The sequence below is a fragment of the Brevundimonas sp. RM1 genome (assembly GCF_052907225.1).
The window spans coordinates 1-15,327 of sequence record NZ_JBRERY010000030.1 but is presented as its reverse complement, the minus strand read 5'-3'; the positions used below and the strand labels follow the sequence as shown (position 1 = coordinate 15,327).

The following is a 15,327-nucleotide window of genomic DNA, read 5'->3' as shown; positions in this document are numbered from 1 at the left end:
CCCCGAAAACTTCGAAGGGTCTCGCTACATCACTTTATGTCGGCAATCTATCGACGCCGCTGGAAGCAGCGCCAAGAGACTTTCAAAGAGCCTGAATCATTCCCACTCGATGACACAAAAATTATTTATGCATTTGTTTTTACATCATTTTTTCTATTTTCCGTCAGCCGCGACCGGCCCGAAGACCGGCAGATTTCGAGTATTTTGAAAACATTGCGAAAATTTACTTATGTAAAAAGTGCGTGATACAGACATCTTTCAAGATGTATTGACAACGCCAAGACCCAAATTTGCAATCGGATTAGCAGGGCACACCAAGTGCGCGCAGCATACGAAATGGTACTTCATAAATATTACCGCTCATCCCGCGACATGAGTGAAGCCAGCAGCGCCGCCATTTGCCCCTCGCCTGACAGGTCGGAATTGTACTCATACTCGCCAAGCGCCCGGACCAGCTTCGTGAAGTCAGCGGCGTCCCCGGGAATGTGCGGCTCGCTGGAATCGGCCTCGAGCTCCGCCTGCGGGTAGCGGGCCAGGAAGGTTCGTTCGTTGATTTCCCTTAGCTTCCGGTAGAGGTCGCTGGAAGACCAGCCTACTGGCAGGAGATCCGCGTGACCGACGGCAAAGCCGACGATGCGGCTGATGGTCTGGTGCGGCACGATGCAAATCGACAAGTCAGCCCTCTCTGAGCGATGTCAGCCAAACAACAAACCCTGTTGCTTGAACGAGGTAAAGTCACCTCTGGCCCCGATGATGATGTGGTCGTGCAGCGTGATGCCAATCACCCTGCAAGCCTCCGCTATGTCCTTCGTCAGGCTCCTGTCCGCGAGGGACGGCTTGACGTCGCCTGACGGATGATTGTGGGCCAGCACGATGGCGGACGCCCCGACGTCCAAGGCTCGATGGATCACCTCCCGGACATACATCGGCGCGTGATCCACGGTTCCCCTGCCCGCCACTTCATCCTTGATGAGGGCGTTCTTCTTGTCGAGGAACAGGATCCGCGTTTGCTCCTTGATCTCGTACTGAAGACTGACCCTCAGGTATGAGATCAGGGCCGGCCAAGAGGACAGGATCTTTCTGCCGTCCAAGCGCTGTTGCAGGGATCGGGCGGCGATCGCCGAGCATATGCTGACGTGCCGGACAAAGCCCTGACCATCCTGCCCTTGGACCACGGCGCGGGACAGCCGCTCCGGCGAAGCCGCAAAAAGGGCGCCGAGCGTGTCGAACTCACCCGACAGCCTCGCCGCCAGCCTCTCGACCCCAAGCGGCTCGACACCTGCGATGAAGGCCTGAAGAAGCGACAGGTCTCCATCAGTCCAGACCGTGTTCAGGTCCGGCGCGATGAATTGCGTCATGTCCCCGTCCATCCGCCACCCCCCTGAAGCGACGATCGGCCATGGCTTCCCAGACCCCTCCGAAGATCGTGAGGCTGATGAGCGTCCACAGCGTCAGCCGTACCGTAACGCCCGTCCAGGCGGTTAACTGGGACGAGAGAAAAGGCAAAAGATGCGTGCAGACGACCAGAAGCTGAAGCGCCGCCGCAAGGACCAGCCACCAGCGCGTTGACCTGACGCTCAACAGCCACAACCCGGCGAAGAGCGCCAAATTCAAGCTTGCCAGACCAATCTTCCAGGTCGAGAGCTGGAGTTGAAGCACCAATGGCTCGATCAGGATGTAGGTCGCGAGAAGCGCGGCGGCGCATCGTTCGATGCGAGCGCCCTTCCAGGCCATCAACAACAGGCCAGCGATATTGAGTGACCACAGAGCGTATCCGATCAAATCATCGCCTGCCCCTCTGGGTCACCCTGCGCGATCTTCTTGATCGGGGTTTCAATGACATCTTCCCCCGTCTTGGACTCCGATGGTCCCATACGGGTGGGGACAAGCCCGAGTTCGCCAGCCAGTTTCTGCAACCGGTCATGCGTCCGCAGCGTCTGCCCCCTGGCGTCGAGGACGGCGCCCATGGCGCCGTGGAGGCTCAGCAGGGCCGCATGACCGCAGCCGGCCGAGAGTTGCGCCGACAGACGCCCTTCGATCATGCTCATTGAGAGCTGGTTGGCTTTTATGAAGGCGTGATCCAGAGCGTGCTCGAAAGCGATGAGATCATGAGCGACGATGGAGCCGATGGTCTCGGCGGTTTCGTTCTGGTTGCGCATGGCGGATGTCCCTTTTCAACGCCAGCTCAAAAACGTCGCGACGACCCCGAACACCATCAGACATATGGCGAGGATGGCGCCGATCGCTAATGCCATCCCCAAGGCCAGGAGAACGATGAGGACCAGCTTCGGTCCTCGCCACCCGGCCGTCGTACGCCATCGCCCCAGCCCTGAATACACGCCGAACGGCGTTTCTGGATCAAGAGCGCCAATGTTGTGATCGAAGGCGATGGACGCCTCGCTGACACCCTGAGCTGGACCGTTTTCGCCAACGCCCGCCATGCCTCCAGATCCGCCTGACGGAAACTCCGTCAGTAACTCCAGAGCCTTTTTGCGGCTGGATACGCCGAGCTTTCGCTTGGCTTCTCGGATATGATTTTCAACAGTATGCGGCGACAGGCCGAGCTTCCGGCCGATCTCCTTATCGCTCATGAAAGCGGAGAGCTTCAGGCACTCCGCCTGCCTATGAGACAGCCTTTCAGGCATAGACCGCTCCCCCGTACAGACGGGAAGTAATGCGTCACAGCCGCGAGTCGTCCAGCAGACTTGCGCCGCAGGCGGGCTCTTCTGTTTACAATTTTGAATTCAACCAGCGCGGCGGCTTTCAGGGGCCTGGGCCGGGCACCCGGATTCGCCCTAACTGCGGTGTCCGCAGGTCAGGATTTACCGCTCAGCCAGGCCATGAAGACCCGAAAAACAAAACCGCCGAAAGCAGGCGGCTGCAAGCGACGGGCATGTCGCCCCTTGCCGCGATAGACCTCAAAGCCGCCACGCCCGCGGCCCGACCATCCCGCTTCAATCTTGATGCCTGATTCCATCGGGCCATTTTGATCCGTTCGACTGCGGGACGCCAACAAAAGCGGATCCGTTCGCCTTCACCCGGACGAAGATCGACGACCCGACCCGCTCGGCGAGAGACGCGCCGGGCCGTCTACGAAAGCGAGGTCGGTCGCTTCCGCCAGTCCCATTTAAAGCAAAGCTTGCGCGACGCCTATGACGGGGTCGCAGCAGAACAACGCCTCAAGGCCGACACCGCACCTCCCAGTCCAGCGTCCACCGCCCCTCCCCGGCCGGCTTGAGTTCTGAAGTCGCCGCGGGAACCTGACGGTCCAGACCGTCCAGAAGCAGTGATGTCCCGCTGACCGCGGCCACTGTGGCGTTGGTCTGCCAGAAGGGCCCCGACATGCCGCGCATGGAAAAAAGGATGTGCACCGTGTCGTTGACCTTGGGCATGAGCGCCTTCCTTTCAGCCGGGCAGCGGCCTTCCTGCGGCGCCTTTTACACGGCCAGAAGAACGGCGCCTCCGGCCAAGCCTGAGCCGGTGTCGGGATGAGCATGCTATAGACGCCCGGGTGGCGAACACCCTTCCTGCCCCAGGGACCTCATGGCGCGACAATCTCGGATTTCGACCCGGCTATCCGCAGCCAGCCTAGTCCACCTCGGCGCGCCGCGCCTGGCGGACCTGCTGATAGAGGCGGGCGCCGGGAACGCCAATCTCAAACGCCGCCTCCGCCTCGAGCTCGCGGCTGAGATCAGCCCTGACATCCTGGCCCTGGAGATCGACAAACGCCTCACCGCGCTCGCCGCTGCCCGCACCCGCGTTTCCTGGCGCCGACGCGGCGACCTTCTCGACGACCTGAACACCCACCGCGAGATGATCGTCGGTCGCCTGGCGCCCGAGGCTCCCGGCGAGGCGCTCGCCGTCCTCATTCGCTGGTTCGACCTCTATCCCGGCCTGGCCGTCCGCGTGAAAGACACCAAGGGCGAACTGCCTGCCGCCTTCGAGGCCGCAGCCCACGATCTCTTCACCCTCGCCGAGACCGCCGACGACGCGGCCTTGCGCGACCTGGTCGACGCCCTGCGCCGGCATCCGCAGGATTACGCTCGCTGGATCTCCGCCGTCGGCGAGACCCTGGGCCCGCGCACGGCGCGCCGGCTGCTCGACAGTCTAGACGCATCAGCCAGAAAGACCCCGGCAGGCCGCAACCTGCTGCGCCGCCTGGCGGACAAGGCCGGGGACCTCGACCTCTGGCTGTCGCTTGTCACCCCCGAACAGGCGGGTTCGCCCGACGTCGCCGCTGACATCGCTCGCCGCCTCCTGGACGCTGGCCGCGTCGCCGAAGCCCGCGCCGCCCTGGAGGGCGCCTTGAGCCCCTCCCCACTCAACCGCCGCTGGACCTTCGGCCACAGCCCGAAGGACGGCGCCCCCCGCCTGACCCCGACCTGGGAGGCCGCCTCCATCGACGTCCTCGAGGCGGAAGGCGGCCGTCAGGAGGCCCAGGACCTGCGCTGGAGCCTGTTCGAACGCGACCTGTCGGCGCCGGTCCTTCGGGACTACGTCTCGCGCCTGCCCGACTTCGACGACGTCGAGGCCCTGGACCGGGCCTTCGCCCACGCCTCCCGTCACCCGGACTTCGAGGCCGCCATGCGTCTCCTGATGGACTGGCCGGCTCACAGGGAAGCGGCCGCCCTCGTCCTGGCGCGACCCCGCGAAGCGCGTCATGCTGGCGGCAGGACTCCGGACTGGGCCTCTCGTCTGGCCCAGCGCTTTCCCGAGGCCGCCGAAATCCTGAACGGTTAGTTTCGCCTGTCAGCCAGGGTCCTGAAAGTAATGGAGTAACGCAGGACCGTCATAGGCGAGATCGAATGCTCCCAATCCTGCCGCGCCTCGCCTGACAGCCGATAGACAGAGCCCGGTTCCAGCGCCGCCCCGGCGCGACGCCATTGCGCGCCCGCCTTGCGCCGCAGCCGCATGACGCAGGGCGCCAGCAGCGAGACGCCGACAATCTCCCCATAGACGGGCCGGTGATGATGCCAGCCGATCCCCGCCCCCGGCGCATACTCGTTGACGAGGACTTGAACGAAAGCCGTCTCGTCCAGACCAAGCCGCACCGCCAGGCGTCGCAGCAGGTCTTGCAGGAACCCTGGCCAGGGATCGGCCGCTTCCAGCCTGCCCCGGTCGAGGTCGTAGCGCCGTCCGAAGGCGGCGATCCGCCGGAAGCCCTGGTAGCCCATGTGCTCATATGGCCTGAAGTCCAGCCGCTGCAGTTGCTCGACCGCCGCCGCCTGCTCCGCCCCGGTCAGGACCTCCGGCCAATAGTCGAAGCCCTGCGGAACGGCAGGCGCGCAGACGTGGCCGAAGAGATCGCCCTGAAGCCTGCCCGTCACAGCGCCAGTTCGCCGGACGCAGGCTTCGGCGAGGCCTTCTCCAGATTGGACAGGGTCACCCCGACGAGGCGTACGCCCCTGGTCGGCGGATAGAGGGATCGCACCAGCAGGCGGGCGATCTCGCGCAAGCGCGCCTTCGAGGCGACCGGCTCACTGAAGGAGCGGCTCCGGGTCGATTGCTGAAAGTCCGCCCACTTCACCTTCACTGTCACGGTCCGGCCCAGCGACCCGGCCTTTTCGCACCAGGCCCAGACGTCGTCCGCCATCTCGTCCAGCCCGGCCTCTATCGCCGCCGGATCGACCAGATCACTGGCGAAGGTGGTCTCCGATCCGCTCGACTTGCGCTCGCGATCCGGATTGACCGGGCGATGATCCTCTCCTCGCGCCACGCCATGGTACCAGGCGCCGGACTTGCCGAAGTGATGCTGCAGGAAAGCCAAGGACTGACGCTTCAGGTCCGCGCCTGTCTCGATGCCCAGGCGATTCATCTTCTCCGCCGTCACCGGCCCGACGCCATGGAAACGCTTTACAGGCAGGGCTTCGACAAAGGCCGCCCCTCGCTTGGGCGGGACCACGAACTGGCCGTTCGGCTTGCGCTGGTCCGAGGCCAGCTTGGCCAGGAACTTGTTGTAGGAAACCCCGGCCGACGCCGTCAGTCCGGTCTCCGCCAGGATGCGCGCGCGTATCTCCTCCGCCGTCGCCGAGGCCGTCGGCAGCCCCCGGATATTGGCGGTCACGTCGAGATAGGCTTCGTCGAGAGACAGGGGTTCGATCAGGGTCGTATAGTCGGCGAAGATGGCGTGGATCTGCGCCGAGACGGTGCGATAGACCTCGAACCGGGGCGGCGTGAAGATCAGGTCCGGGCATTTCCGCAAGGCCGTGCTCGAGGGCATGGCCGACCGCACGCCGAACTTGCGCGCCTCATAGCTGGCGGCGGCGACCACGCCGCGCGAGGCGGCGTGGCCTACGGCGACGGGACGACCGCGCAGGGCGGGATCGTCCCTCTGCTCCACCGAGGCGAAGAAGGCGTCCATGTCCACATGGATGATCTTGCGAGGCGCTGCCGTTCCCATCACAGGCGCCATCTAGCAGTTAGAGAACAAAACGGGAACTCATTTCGCCTGACGACGTCAGCTGCCGGAAGATAGGGAAGCTCCCAATCCTCACCGGGGCAAGGGGCGTCCTTGCGCGTCCGTGATCCCCAGGGCGACATCCCATTCGTTGACCTCGGCCTGTTCAGGTCCGGCGGCAAGGATCAAGATGAAGCCGCCCCCGGGTGGGAACTCGACCGCATGAACCGTGTGGCCGGCCTCCTCCACGGCCAGTATTCCCCTTTTGAGGCTGGCCCTTGAAAACGTCGCCCGCATCCGGCCCCCTCCGCTCACCTAAGGCGCCTCCCAGACCCGGTTCAGGACCTGGGCCGCCAGCGCCGCCTTGTCCTGCGGGAGGAAGCGACCGTAGTGGTCGGCGACCGTGGCCGGCGTGTCCTGTATGGCGTAGCTGGCCTGCTCGTAGGAACCGGTCAGCTTCAGCACATGGGTCGCCAGGACGTCCCTCACATTATGCGGCCCATGAGGAAGCAAGCCTCGAATGGCTCCTCTTTTCGTGTACGGGTTGTAAATCCCGTAGCGCTGGATCACCTGACGCCAGGCGCTGTAAAATGTCTGCTGGTTGTAGGCGGCGTCGCGGCTCGAGGTTTTCACGGTCTTGACGAAGAAGGTGCCTGGATCGCGCGAGCCGTTCAGCAAAGCCGGTCGATGGCGTCCCACATAGGCGTCGATCCAGCGATACAATCCGCCGAGGTCCGGCAAGAGAAGCCGGAACGGGCGTTTGGAAAAGTAGGCCGAGCCGGAGTTCTTGAAGGCCGCGCAGGGAATGAAGACCTCCCAGCCGCCTTCCCTCTCGCTCCAGCGCAGTTCGCCGCACCGCCGGACCTCCAGTTCCCTCTCGGGCGTCGGCGCGCTCCCCCGCGGACGCAGCAGCAGTTGCCGCAGGTTCTTCTGCCTGACCCCGAGGTGCAGACCCAACCTCAGCATCAGGAAAGACCGGACCGCTTCTGCGGCGGCCCGGGGATAGCGCCTCTCTTCGGGCATACGGCGCAGGATCTCCTCCGTGATCTTGCGATACTCCCCGACAGGGCTCGCCGCTTCTAGAATGGGCAGGATGGGTTCAAAGGGATCCCGATGGACTCTGGCAACCCGCTCGATCTCCTTGGACCTGGCTAGGGCATGACGATGCACCTGCTCGCAGGCGCCGTCCCAATCCCCGCAGATCCGGTCGATCTCCTCCTGCGCGACAACGCCGGGAATGGGTCGGAGCCGATCCGCCAGCCACGGGCTCTGCCGAAGCCACCCTGTCTGGCTGCGCGAGAAGGCCGCGCCGAGCAGGAGCATCTCGCTCTCCCAACCGGTGAAGAAGCCCCGGCGTCGCTCGCGCCACTGCACGTACCAGTCCCAGACCGTCGGCAGGACGAGCAGCCCGAAGGTCAGGTCCTCCCGGGGCACGCCCAGCCCGCTGACCTCGTCGTCAGGCAGGGCGGCCAGGGCGCCGAACAGCAGAGCCAGATGCTCCTCGCGCTGCGCGGCTGTCTCCGCTCCCCATACGCCGGAGCGCTGATAGCCGATGTCCGTGAGCGTCGCCGACTTGAACCGCAGGAGGGCGGCCATCTCGGCCCGGAGTTGTGCAGGGGCGGCAAGCTCGGACGGCCCGCTTCCATCAAAGCGAAGCGCGAACCGATGCTTCGAAACCGTTGAATGATAACGATGATAAGCCGTGCCTCCGGACAGGATAGTCGAGCGCACCCAGGCCAGGATTTCCTCCTGCTCCTCGGCCGACCTCTCGTCGAAGTCATCCGGCAGGTGCCAGGCGAGACGACGGGATTCCGCATACTGCACCTCGGGCGGAACCAGGCCGGAGAGCGCGCGACGCCGTTGCAGCCTCGACCGCAGATAGCCAGCCTCCAACTGATAGCGATGCTCGATGATGTCGAGGACCTTCAGGCTGGCGGGGGTCTGCGGGACCTTCAGGCCCCGCCGCCAGGCCGCGAGGGTCGTCCGGTCCGTCAGCCCGCCGGCGACCACGATGGCCCGGTGCAGACGATGGGAGTTCTCGCCATGCCGGCGGATCTGGAGATCCAGCGCGGCGTGGAAGTCCCGGGGGTCATCATGAACCTCCCACAAGGCAGTTGGATGAGTGACGATCGGGAGCGGCGGACGCCCTCTTTTTCTTGGAACGGACGCGTCAACTGGCGAAGGCACGACAAGCTTTGAACTGCGCACAAAAACTCCACTGGAAACATCGTCTTCGGACGACGGTGGAGAGACGTTTCAGAAGAGACTTCCCCCTAAATGTCGATGCGATCATGCGACCGGACATGAGGGCAGCGGACCTTCCCGACGGCCCCGCTTGACTCCCGTAGGGGGTTGGCGTGCATATAGGAACATATGCGGAACATTCATTCTCAGCCTGACGCTCTGGCGGCGCTGAAGACTCGCCTGGAGGCCCTGGATCGGGCCGGCGGTCGGCGCGTCGGCGCGGGCGTGCGCGCGGGAAGCGACGACGCCTTCGCACCGTTGGCCACGGGCGTTCTGCATGATCTCTACGCCGCTTCGCCTGCCGACGCGGTGGCGGTCAACGCCTTCGGGCTGGGCATGGCGCTGAGGGCGGCGGCCGGGCGGCCCATCGTCTGGGGCCTGCATGAGATGATGGCCCAGGAGGCGGGACGGCCGCACGGGCCGGGCCTGCATGAGATGGGGTTATCGCTGCGCGACCTGTTGCTGGTGCGGACGCGCGACGTGCAGACCCTGTTGGCCGTCGGCGAAGAAGCCCTGCGCAGTCCCGCCGTGGGGGCCGTGCTGTTGAGCGCCTGGGGCGAGGCCAAGGCCTTCAACCTGACGGCCAGCCGGCGACTGGCGCTGGCCGCCGAGACGGGCGGCGCGACCCTGTTCCTGGCGCGGGCGGGCGCCCTGCCCTGCCCAAGCGCGGCCGAGACCCGCTGGTCGGTGACGTCCTGCGCCTCCGAACCTCTGGAAGGCGGAGCGCCGGGGCGGCCGTCTTTTTCGGCGACCCTGCTGCGGCGGCGCGGCGGCGGGGCGACCGGAACCTGGATCATGGAGTGGGATCGTGAACAGCGAACCTTCCGTCCGCCTGCGACGCTATCTGGCGGTCTGGTTCCCCTGGCTGCCCAGCGACCGGTTGCGGCGTCAGGAGCAGCGGGACGACGCGCCGCCTGAGGATGCGCCGCCGGTCGTCCTGGCCGAAAAGATCAAGGGCGCCCTGCGGCTGGCGGCCGTCGATCCGGCGGCGGCGCGAGCGGGACTGACCCCTGGCCTGGCCCTGGCCGACGCGCGGGCGCGGACCCCGGCCCTGCGGGTCGTCGCCCATCGACCGGACCTCGACGACGCCCTGCTGGGGCGGGTGCTGGAGGATTTCGGCCGCTTCACCCCCATGATCGCGCCGGACCCGCCGCATGGCCTGATGCTGGACGTGACCGGCTGCGCCCATCTGTTCGGCGGAGAGATGGGCCTGATACGGACAATTCAGGCGCGGGCCGAACGCGCCGGACTCAAAATCCGGTGCGCCCTGGCCGGCACGCCCCAGGTCTCTCGCGCCCTGGCCCGTTTTGGACCTGGCGGCCGGTTCGAAGCCGGCGAAGATCGCGCCGCCGCGCGCCGCCTGTCAGTCGCCGCCCTGGAGCTTTCGGACAAGGAAGACGAGGCCCTGCGCCGTCTCGGCCTAAAGCGGCTGGGCAACCTGGACGACCGGCCCCGCGCGCTCTTGGCCGCCCGCTTCGGCGCCGACTTTCCAACCCGACTGGCGCGGGTTCTGGGTGACGAGGACATGCGCATCATCCCGCATCGTCCGCCCGCACCCGTGATCGTGGACCGCGTCTTCTTCGAGCCCATCTCGGCGCCCGAGGACGTGGAGCGGGTCTTGTCCGACCTGCTGGTCGATACCATGGATCGACTGGATCAGACAGGCCTGGGCGGCCGCGCCTTCGAGGCCAGCTTCTATCGCGTGGACGGCGAGACGCGCCGCATCGTCGTCCGCACCGGCCGTCCGACCCGCGACGCCCCCGCGACCCTGCGGCTGTTCCGCGAGCGGATAGCGGCCCTGGCCGCCCCGCTGGACCCCGGTTTCGGCTTCGACCAGATGCGGATGTCCGTGCCCCGGACCCAGGTCCTGGCGCCGACCCAGCAGGGACTGGAGCCCGAGACGCCCGGCGAGGAGGCCTTCAGCCGTCTGGTGGACCGACTAACCGTCCGTCTAGGGCCGGAGGCGGTGCTGCGTTTCGAGCCCTTCGCCTCGCACATTCCCGAACGCGCCGCGCGACTGGTTCCGGCCGCCGCCCGTCATGGCGACGAGACCTGGCCCGACCTTGATCCCGACGATCCGCCCTTGCGGCCGCTGCAGGTGTTCGACCCGCCCCAGCCGGTCGAAACCCTGGCCGAGGTGCCCGACGGTTATCCGCTGAAGTTCCGCTGGCGGCGCGTCCTGCACGAGGTGACGCGCGCCGAAGGACCCGAGCGGATCAGCGGCGAATGGTGGCGCGCGCCGAGCCAGCGCACCCGCGACTATTACCGGGTCGAAGACCGGGACGGCCGTCGTTTCTGGCTGTTCCGCCAGGGCCTCTATGGCGAGACGCCCGAACCGCGTTGGTTCATCCACGGCCTGTTCGCATGAGAAGGCTCGACCCTTGCGGCGCCTACGCCGAGCTGGCGACGGCCAGCAACTTCTCCTTCCTGCGCGGAGCCTCGCATCCCAAGGACCTGGTGCTGACGGCGGTCCTGCGCGGCCACGCCGGGCTGGGGCTGGCCGACCGCAACACCGTGGCGGGCGTCGTGCGGGCCTGGAGCGCGTTGAAGGAACTGCGGGCCGAAGGCCTCGCCCCGCCGGACAGGGTGCGGGATGGCGGCAGTCCCGGCGAGATCGCCTTCATCGAGGACCCGCTGAACGATCCGGCTCTGTCCGAAGAGGTGATGCGTCGCGCGGCGGACTTCCGCCTGCTGACCGGGGCGCGGCTGATCTTCAACGACGGGACGCCGGACGTCATCGCCTATCCGGAGACGCGCGCGGGCTGGGGCCGGCTCACGCGTCTGCTGACCCTGGGCAATCGCCGGGCGAAGAAGGGCGCATGCGAGATCGGCCTGCGAGACCTGCTGGCTGATCCCGAAGACCTGCTGCTGATCCTCGTCCCGCCGGATCGGCTGACGGGGCTGGAAGAGGTGCTGGCCCGCATGAACGAAGCGGCGCCGGGCGCAGTCTGGCTGGGCGCCGCCCTGCACAGACGCGGCGACGACCGGCGCCGACTGGCCCGGCTCAAGGCCATGGCGGAGCGGGCTTGCGTTCCGCTGCTGGCGCTCAACGACGTCCTCTACGCCGCCCCCGACGACCGCGACCTGCAGGACGTCCTGACCTGCATCCGCGAAGGCGCGACCATCGAAACCGCCGGCCGTCGGCTGGGAGCCAACGCCGAACGCTGGCTGAAGCCCGTGGAAGAAATGGCCCGCCTGTTCAAGGACGCGCCCGAGGCGGTGGCCGAGACGACCGCCTTCCTGTCGCGCGCGACCTTCGATCTGTCCGAACTCGGCTATCAATACCCGGAAGAGCCTGTCCCGCCCGATTGGACGCCGCAGGCCTGGCTGGAAGAATTGACGGGCCGCCACGCCGCCATGCGTTACCCCGACGGCGTTCCCGACAAGGTTCAGGCCCTGCTGGACAAGGAACTGGCCTTTATCGCCCGCAAGGACATCGCCCCCTATTTTCTGACCATCTTCGACATCGTCCGCGTGGCGCGCGACAAGCGCATCCTTTGTCAGGGGCGCGGCTCGGCCGCAAACTCGGCGGTCTGCTATGTCCTGGGCATCACCTCGGTGGACCCGATGGAGTCCGATCTGCTGTTCGAACGCTTCCTGTCCGAGGATCGGAACGAACCGCCCGACATCGACGTGGATTTCGAGCACGAGCGGCGGGAAGAGATCATCCAGCATATCTACGAACGCTATGGCCGCCATCGCGCCGGCATCGCCGCCACTGTCATCCATTTCCGTCCCCGCAGCGCCATCCGCGAGGTGGGCAAGGTCCTGGGTCTGACCGAAGACGTCACCGCTCGTCTGGCCTCCAGCCACTGGGGCAGTTGGGGGACCGAGATCGGCGATCGCCACGTCATTCAGGCGGGACTGGATGCAGCCAATCCTATGATCGCCCGCGCGGTCGAGATGGCGTCTCGTCTGCTGAACTTCCCCCGCCACCTCAGCCAGCATGTTGGGGGCTTCGTTCTGACCCAGGACCGGCTGGACGAGATGGTCCCCATCGGCAACGCCGCCATGCCCGACCGCACCTTCATCGAGTGGGACAAGGACGACATCGACGCCCTGCGCCTGATGAAGGTCGATGTGCTGGCGCTGGGCATGCTGACCTGCATCCGCAAGGCCTTCGACCTGATCCGCGCTCATCAGAAGGAGGATTGGGAACTGCACACCCTCCCGCGCGAAGATTCTGCTGTCTACGATATGCTGTGTCGAGGCCAGTCCATCGGCGTCTTCCAGGTCGAGAGTCGGGCCCAGATAAACATGCTGCCCCGGCTGAGGCCCCGCTGCCTCTATGACCTTGTCATCCAGGTCGCCATCGTCCGTCCCGGTCCGATCCAGGGCGACATGGTTCACCCCTATCTGCGTCGCCGCAACAAGGAGGAGGAGGTCGTCTATTCCTCGCCCTCCCCAGATCACGGCCCGCCCGACGAACTGCAACAGGTGCTGCACAAGACCCTCGGCGTGCCCCTGTTTCAGGAACAGGCGATGAAGCTGGCCATCGTCGCCGCCAAGTTCAGCGACGGCGAGGCCAATGGCCTGCGCAAGGCCATGGGCACTTTCCGGGGCGACGGCAGCCTTCACACCTATGAGACGCGCATGGTCGGACGGATGGTCGAACGCGGCTATGACCCGGCCTTCGCCCAGCGCTGCTTCGAGCAGATCAAGGGCTTCGGCTCCTACGGCTTTCCCGAAAGCCACGCCGCCAGTTTCGCCCGGCTGGTCTATATCTCTTCCTGGATCAAGCACCGCCACCCGGCGGCCTTCGCCTGCGCCCTGCTGAACAGCCAGCCTATGGGCTTCTACGCCCCGGCCCAGATCGTGCGTGAGGCGCAGGAGGTCGGCGGGGTCGAAGTGCGCCCCATCGACGTCTCGCACAGCGACTGGGACAACAGTCTGGAGGGGCCGGCGAGCGCCCCCATCCTGCGTCTGGGCCTGCGTCAGATCGACGGCTTCAGGGAGGATTGGGCCAAGGCCCTGTCCACGGCGCGGGCGGCGGCGACATTCGCCGATATCGAAACCCTGGCCCGGCGCGCCGAACTGCCCGCCGCCGCCATGCGCAAGCTGGCCGACGCCGACGCCTTTCGTTCCCTGGGCCAGGATCGGCGCGAGGCCCTGTGGGCAGTGCGCCGCCTTCCCGACGACGATCCCCTGCCCCTGTTCGCCGCCGCCGAGGCGCGCGAACGCGGCGCCCGCGAACTGGGCGCGGAGCCCGACGCCCATCTGCCCCTGATGCCGCTGGGCGAGCACGTCGCCGCCGACTATCAGACCGCCCGCCTGTCGTTGAAGGGCCACCCCATGGCCATCCTGCGCCCCGTCTTCGCCGCCGAGCGGGTCCTGACCTGTGCCGGAACCGAGGCCAAACGCGGCGGCTCTCTGGTGCAAGTCGCCGGGGTGGTCCTGGTGCGTCAGCGCCCAGGCAAGGGAAACGCCGTCTTCGTCACCCTGGAAGACGAGACCGGCATCACCAACGTGGTCCTGTGGGCACGGATGCTGGACCAGTTCAGGCGCGAGGTCATGAGCGCCCGCCTGATGCAGGTCGAAGGCGTCGTCGAGAAAAGCCCCGAGGGCGTCGTCCACGTCGTCGCCCGCCGCATCATCGACCGCAGCGCCGAACTGTCCCGCCTGTCAGAAGACCACGAAACCCACGTGCAGTTGGCCCGCGCAGACATCGTCGCCCATCCGCAACTGCCACGCCAGCCGCCGCACCGGCACCCGCGCGACATACGCATCCTGCCAGGATCGCGGGATTTCCACTGACGATATGTAGGGGAAACGACAAGCTTTGAACTGCGCACAAAAACTCCACTGGAAACATCGCCTTACAGGCGACGGGTGGAGAGACGAATGCAGAGCCCCCAGACCCTAAATGCTCGTGCAGAATATTGCGGATCTGTCGACATCCTCCTTCAGCAAGGGCTTCGAAGCGCCAGAAGGGGACATCGTTGCCGGCGCGAAAAGCGGACACTCGCACGTTGATTGTCACCCGATGAGTTAGGACTACTCGACTGGGGCCACCGAAAGAGTGCGGCGCGCGACCCGCCGCACTCGGCCCTTTGCATAGACGTCGATGCGGATTCGACAGGCGTCGCTTTTCGGCACTGAGAGGCCCAACGGGGCCGTCAGTTCGTCGGTTTTGCTGGATTTCAAAAGCTTCGTCCGGACAGCGTTCCCCTCGAGCTTTAAATGCTGACGGTCGAAGTCTTGCCTGAACATCATGAGCGATGGGCCACCTATGTCGCGCCATGGTGCGCTCACGTCGTCGAAGAACTGAGAGCCCGGTGTGAGGATTTTCAGCGCGGCCTCGTGGCTGGTGAAGACCGGGAGACCGGTAACCGAAAGGCGAGCAGTCCAGACTCCGTCACCTTGATCCTGAGCCTCGATCTGGATCCGATCAGCCGATCGATCTCGATGACGAAGCCACGCGACGATCCCTCCCGAAAGCGGTACCGCGATCGCCACCGCAAGCGATGCTATAGCGACCCAGTCCTGAATGCTGAACGAATCCACTGACGCCATTCAGCGAGCATGGCAGACCTAGGCTCCACCGGCCACCAGGCAGGACTGAGAACGGCAGCAGAGCGCCAGGAGCAGTCATTGGCTTCTCGACGGACAGCTGACATTCCATCCTTGCTTAGCGTTCCCGGCTTGGTTGACGACACCATTAATTCCATTATTTTGGAATCATGGAA

The 15,327-nt window shown here is 65.8% G+C and carries 16 protein-coding genes; 5 read left to right on the top strand and 11 right to left on the bottom strand.

Annotated elements, in window-relative coordinates; all coding sequences use genetic code 11:
- A partial coding sequence (locus ACU5AP_RS14990) for a hypothetical protein (protein WP_446681458.1) occupies positions 1-246 on the top strand: 246 nt, incomplete at its 5' end.
- A 107-nt stretch (positions 247-353) separates the two neighbouring features.
- Here ACU5AP_RS14990 and ACU5AP_RS14985 read toward each other — a convergent pair.
- The 7 genes from ACU5AP_RS14985 to ACU5AP_RS14955 all read right to left on the bottom strand — a co-directional run bounded on the left by ACU5AP_RS14985 (position 354) and on the right by ACU5AP_RS14955 (position 3,392).
- The gene (locus tag ACU5AP_RS14985; RefSeq protein WP_446681457.1) at positions 354-674 is read right to left on the bottom strand and encodes a hypothetical protein; all 321 of its coding nucleotides are present in this window, start codon (positions 672-674) and stop codon (positions 354-356) included.
- 21 nt (positions 675-695) lie between these two features.
- Positions 696-1,358, bottom strand: coding sequence for a JAB domain-containing protein (locus ACU5AP_RS14980; RefSeq protein WP_446681456.1), 663 nt, complete (start codon positions 1,356-1,358; stop codon positions 696-698).
- The gene (locus ACU5AP_RS14975; RefSeq protein WP_446681455.1) at positions 1,315-1,782 is read right to left on the bottom strand and encodes a hypothetical protein; all 468 of its coding nucleotides are present in this window, start codon (positions 1,780-1,782) and stop codon (positions 1,315-1,317) included. Before ACU5AP_RS14975 ends, ACU5AP_RS14980 begins: the two co-directional genes overlap by 44 nt.
- Positions 1,779-2,159, bottom strand: a complete 381-nt coding sequence (locus tag ACU5AP_RS14970; protein ID WP_446681454.1) for a hypothetical protein — start codon at positions 2,157-2,159, stop codon at positions 1,779-1,781. Before ACU5AP_RS14970 ends, ACU5AP_RS14975 begins: the two co-directional genes overlap by 4 nt.
- Positions 2,160-2,174: 15 nt before the next feature.
- Positions 2,175-2,645, bottom strand: a complete 471-nt coding sequence (locus ACU5AP_RS14965; RefSeq protein ID WP_446681453.1) for a helix-turn-helix domain-containing protein — start codon at positions 2,643-2,645, stop codon at positions 2,175-2,177.
- Positions 2,646-2,815: 170 nt separating this feature from the next.
- Positions 2,816-2,977 carry a hypothetical protein gene (locus tag ACU5AP_RS14960; protein ID WP_446681452.1) on the bottom strand — a complete coding sequence of 54 codons (162 nt, stop codon included), beginning with the start codon at positions 2,975-2,977 and terminating at the stop codon, positions 2,816-2,818.
- A gap of 202 nt (positions 2,978-3,179) precedes the next feature.
- Entirely contained in the window at positions 3,180-3,392 is a 213-nt protein-coding gene (locus ACU5AP_RS14955; RefSeq protein ID WP_446681451.1) for a hypothetical protein, read from the bottom strand.
- 151 nt (positions 3,393-3,543) lie between these two features.
- Here ACU5AP_RS14955 and ACU5AP_RS14950 point away from each other — a divergent pair, with 151 nt between their 5' ends.
- Complete coding sequence (locus ACU5AP_RS14950; RefSeq protein ID WP_446681450.1) at positions 3,544-4,740, top strand: DUF6880 family protein; 1,197 nt, start codon at positions 3,544-3,546, stop codon at positions 4,738-4,740.
- Here the strand turns inward: ACU5AP_RS14950 and ACU5AP_RS14945 are convergent.
- The 3 genes from ACU5AP_RS14945 to ACU5AP_RS14935 form a co-directional block, all read right to left on the bottom strand.
- Positions 4,737-5,327: an alpha-ketoglutarate-dependent dioxygenase AlkB gene (locus tag ACU5AP_RS14945; protein ID WP_446681449.1), complete on the bottom strand. Its 591-nt coding sequence runs from the start codon at positions 5,325-5,327 to the stop codon at positions 4,737-4,739. The two genes, ACU5AP_RS14950 and ACU5AP_RS14945, sit on opposite strands and share 4 nt — an antisense overlap.
- On the bottom strand, positions 5,324-6,400 hold the full coding sequence (gene dinB, locus ACU5AP_RS14940) for a DNA polymerase IV (RefSeq protein ID WP_446681448.1): 1,077 nt from the start codon (positions 6,398-6,400) through the stop codon (positions 5,324-5,326). Before dinB ends, ACU5AP_RS14945 begins: the two co-directional genes overlap by 4 nt.
- A 312-nt stretch (positions 6,401-6,712) precedes the next feature.
- On the bottom strand, positions 6,713-8,506 hold the full coding sequence (locus ACU5AP_RS14935; RefSeq protein ID WP_446681447.1) for a hypothetical protein: 1,794 nt from the start codon (positions 8,504-8,506) through the stop codon (positions 6,713-6,715).
- A gap of 264 nt (positions 8,507-8,770) precedes the next feature.
- Between ACU5AP_RS14935 and ACU5AP_RS14930 the strand changes: the two genes are divergently transcribed.
- The 3 genes from ACU5AP_RS14930 to ACU5AP_RS14920 are packed head-to-tail and all read left to right on the top strand — an operon-like array spanning position 8,771 to position 14,395.
- Positions 8,771-9,559, top strand: a complete 789-nt coding sequence (locus ACU5AP_RS14930) for an ImuA family protein (protein WP_446681446.1) — start codon at positions 8,771-8,773, stop codon at positions 9,557-9,559.
- The gene (locus ACU5AP_RS14925) at positions 9,450-11,009 is read left to right on the top strand and encodes a Y-family DNA polymerase (protein ID WP_446681445.1); all 1,560 of its coding nucleotides are present in this window, start codon (positions 9,450-9,452) and stop codon (positions 11,007-11,009) included. The genes ACU5AP_RS14930 and ACU5AP_RS14925 overlap by 110 nt, the downstream gene beginning before the upstream one ends.
- Complete coding sequence (locus ACU5AP_RS14920; protein WP_446681444.1) at positions 11,006-14,395, top strand: error-prone DNA polymerase; 3,390 nt, start codon at positions 11,006-11,008, stop codon at positions 14,393-14,395. Before ACU5AP_RS14925 ends, ACU5AP_RS14920 begins: the two co-directional genes overlap by 4 nt.
- 240 nt (positions 14,396-14,635) lie before the next feature.
- Here the strand turns inward: ACU5AP_RS14920 and ACU5AP_RS14915 are convergent, their stop codons facing one another.
- Positions 14,636-15,145 (bottom strand): hypothetical protein, encoded by a 510-nt coding sequence (locus tag ACU5AP_RS14915; protein ID WP_446681443.1) that lies wholly within the window; start codon positions 15,143-15,145, stop codon positions 14,636-14,638.
- Positions 15,146-15,327 lie beyond the last annotated feature (182 nt).

Bases quoted from the DNA above. Each gene is read 5' to 3' on its own strand.
- ACU5AP_RS14980 (WP_446681456.1), bottom strand. From the start codon at position 1,358: ATGACGCAATTCATCGCGCCGGACCTGAACACGGTCTGGACTGATGGA.
- ACU5AP_RS14930 (WP_446681446.1), top strand. From the start codon at position 8,771: ATGCGGAACATTCATTCTCAGCCTGACGCTCTGGCGGCGCTGAAGACT.
- ACU5AP_RS14960 (WP_446681452.1), bottom strand. From the start codon at position 2,977: ATGGAATCAGGCATCAAGATTGAAGCGGGATGGTCGGGCCGCGGGCGT.
- ACU5AP_RS14950 (WP_446681450.1), top strand. From the start codon at position 3,544: ATGGCGCGACAATCTCGGATTTCGACCCGGCTATCCGCAGCCAGCCTA.
- ACU5AP_RS14965 (WP_446681453.1), bottom strand. From the start codon at position 2,645: ATGCCTGAAAGGCTGTCTCATAGGCAGGCGGAGTGCCTGAAGCTCTCC.
- ACU5AP_RS14920 (WP_446681444.1), top strand. From the start codon at position 11,006: ATGAGAAGGCTCGACCCTTGCGGCGCCTACGCCGAGCTGGCGACGGCC.
- ACU5AP_RS14955 (WP_446681451.1), bottom strand. From the start codon at position 3,392: ATGCCCAAGGTCAACGACACGGTGCACATCCTTTTTTCCATGCGCGGC.
- dinB (WP_446681448.1), bottom strand. From the start codon at position 6,400: ATGGGAACGGCAGCGCCTCGCAAGATCATCCATGTGGACATGGACGCC.
- ACU5AP_RS14970 (WP_446681454.1), bottom strand. From the start codon at position 2,159: ATGCGCAACCAGAACGAAACCGCCGAGACCATCGGCTCCATCGTCGCT.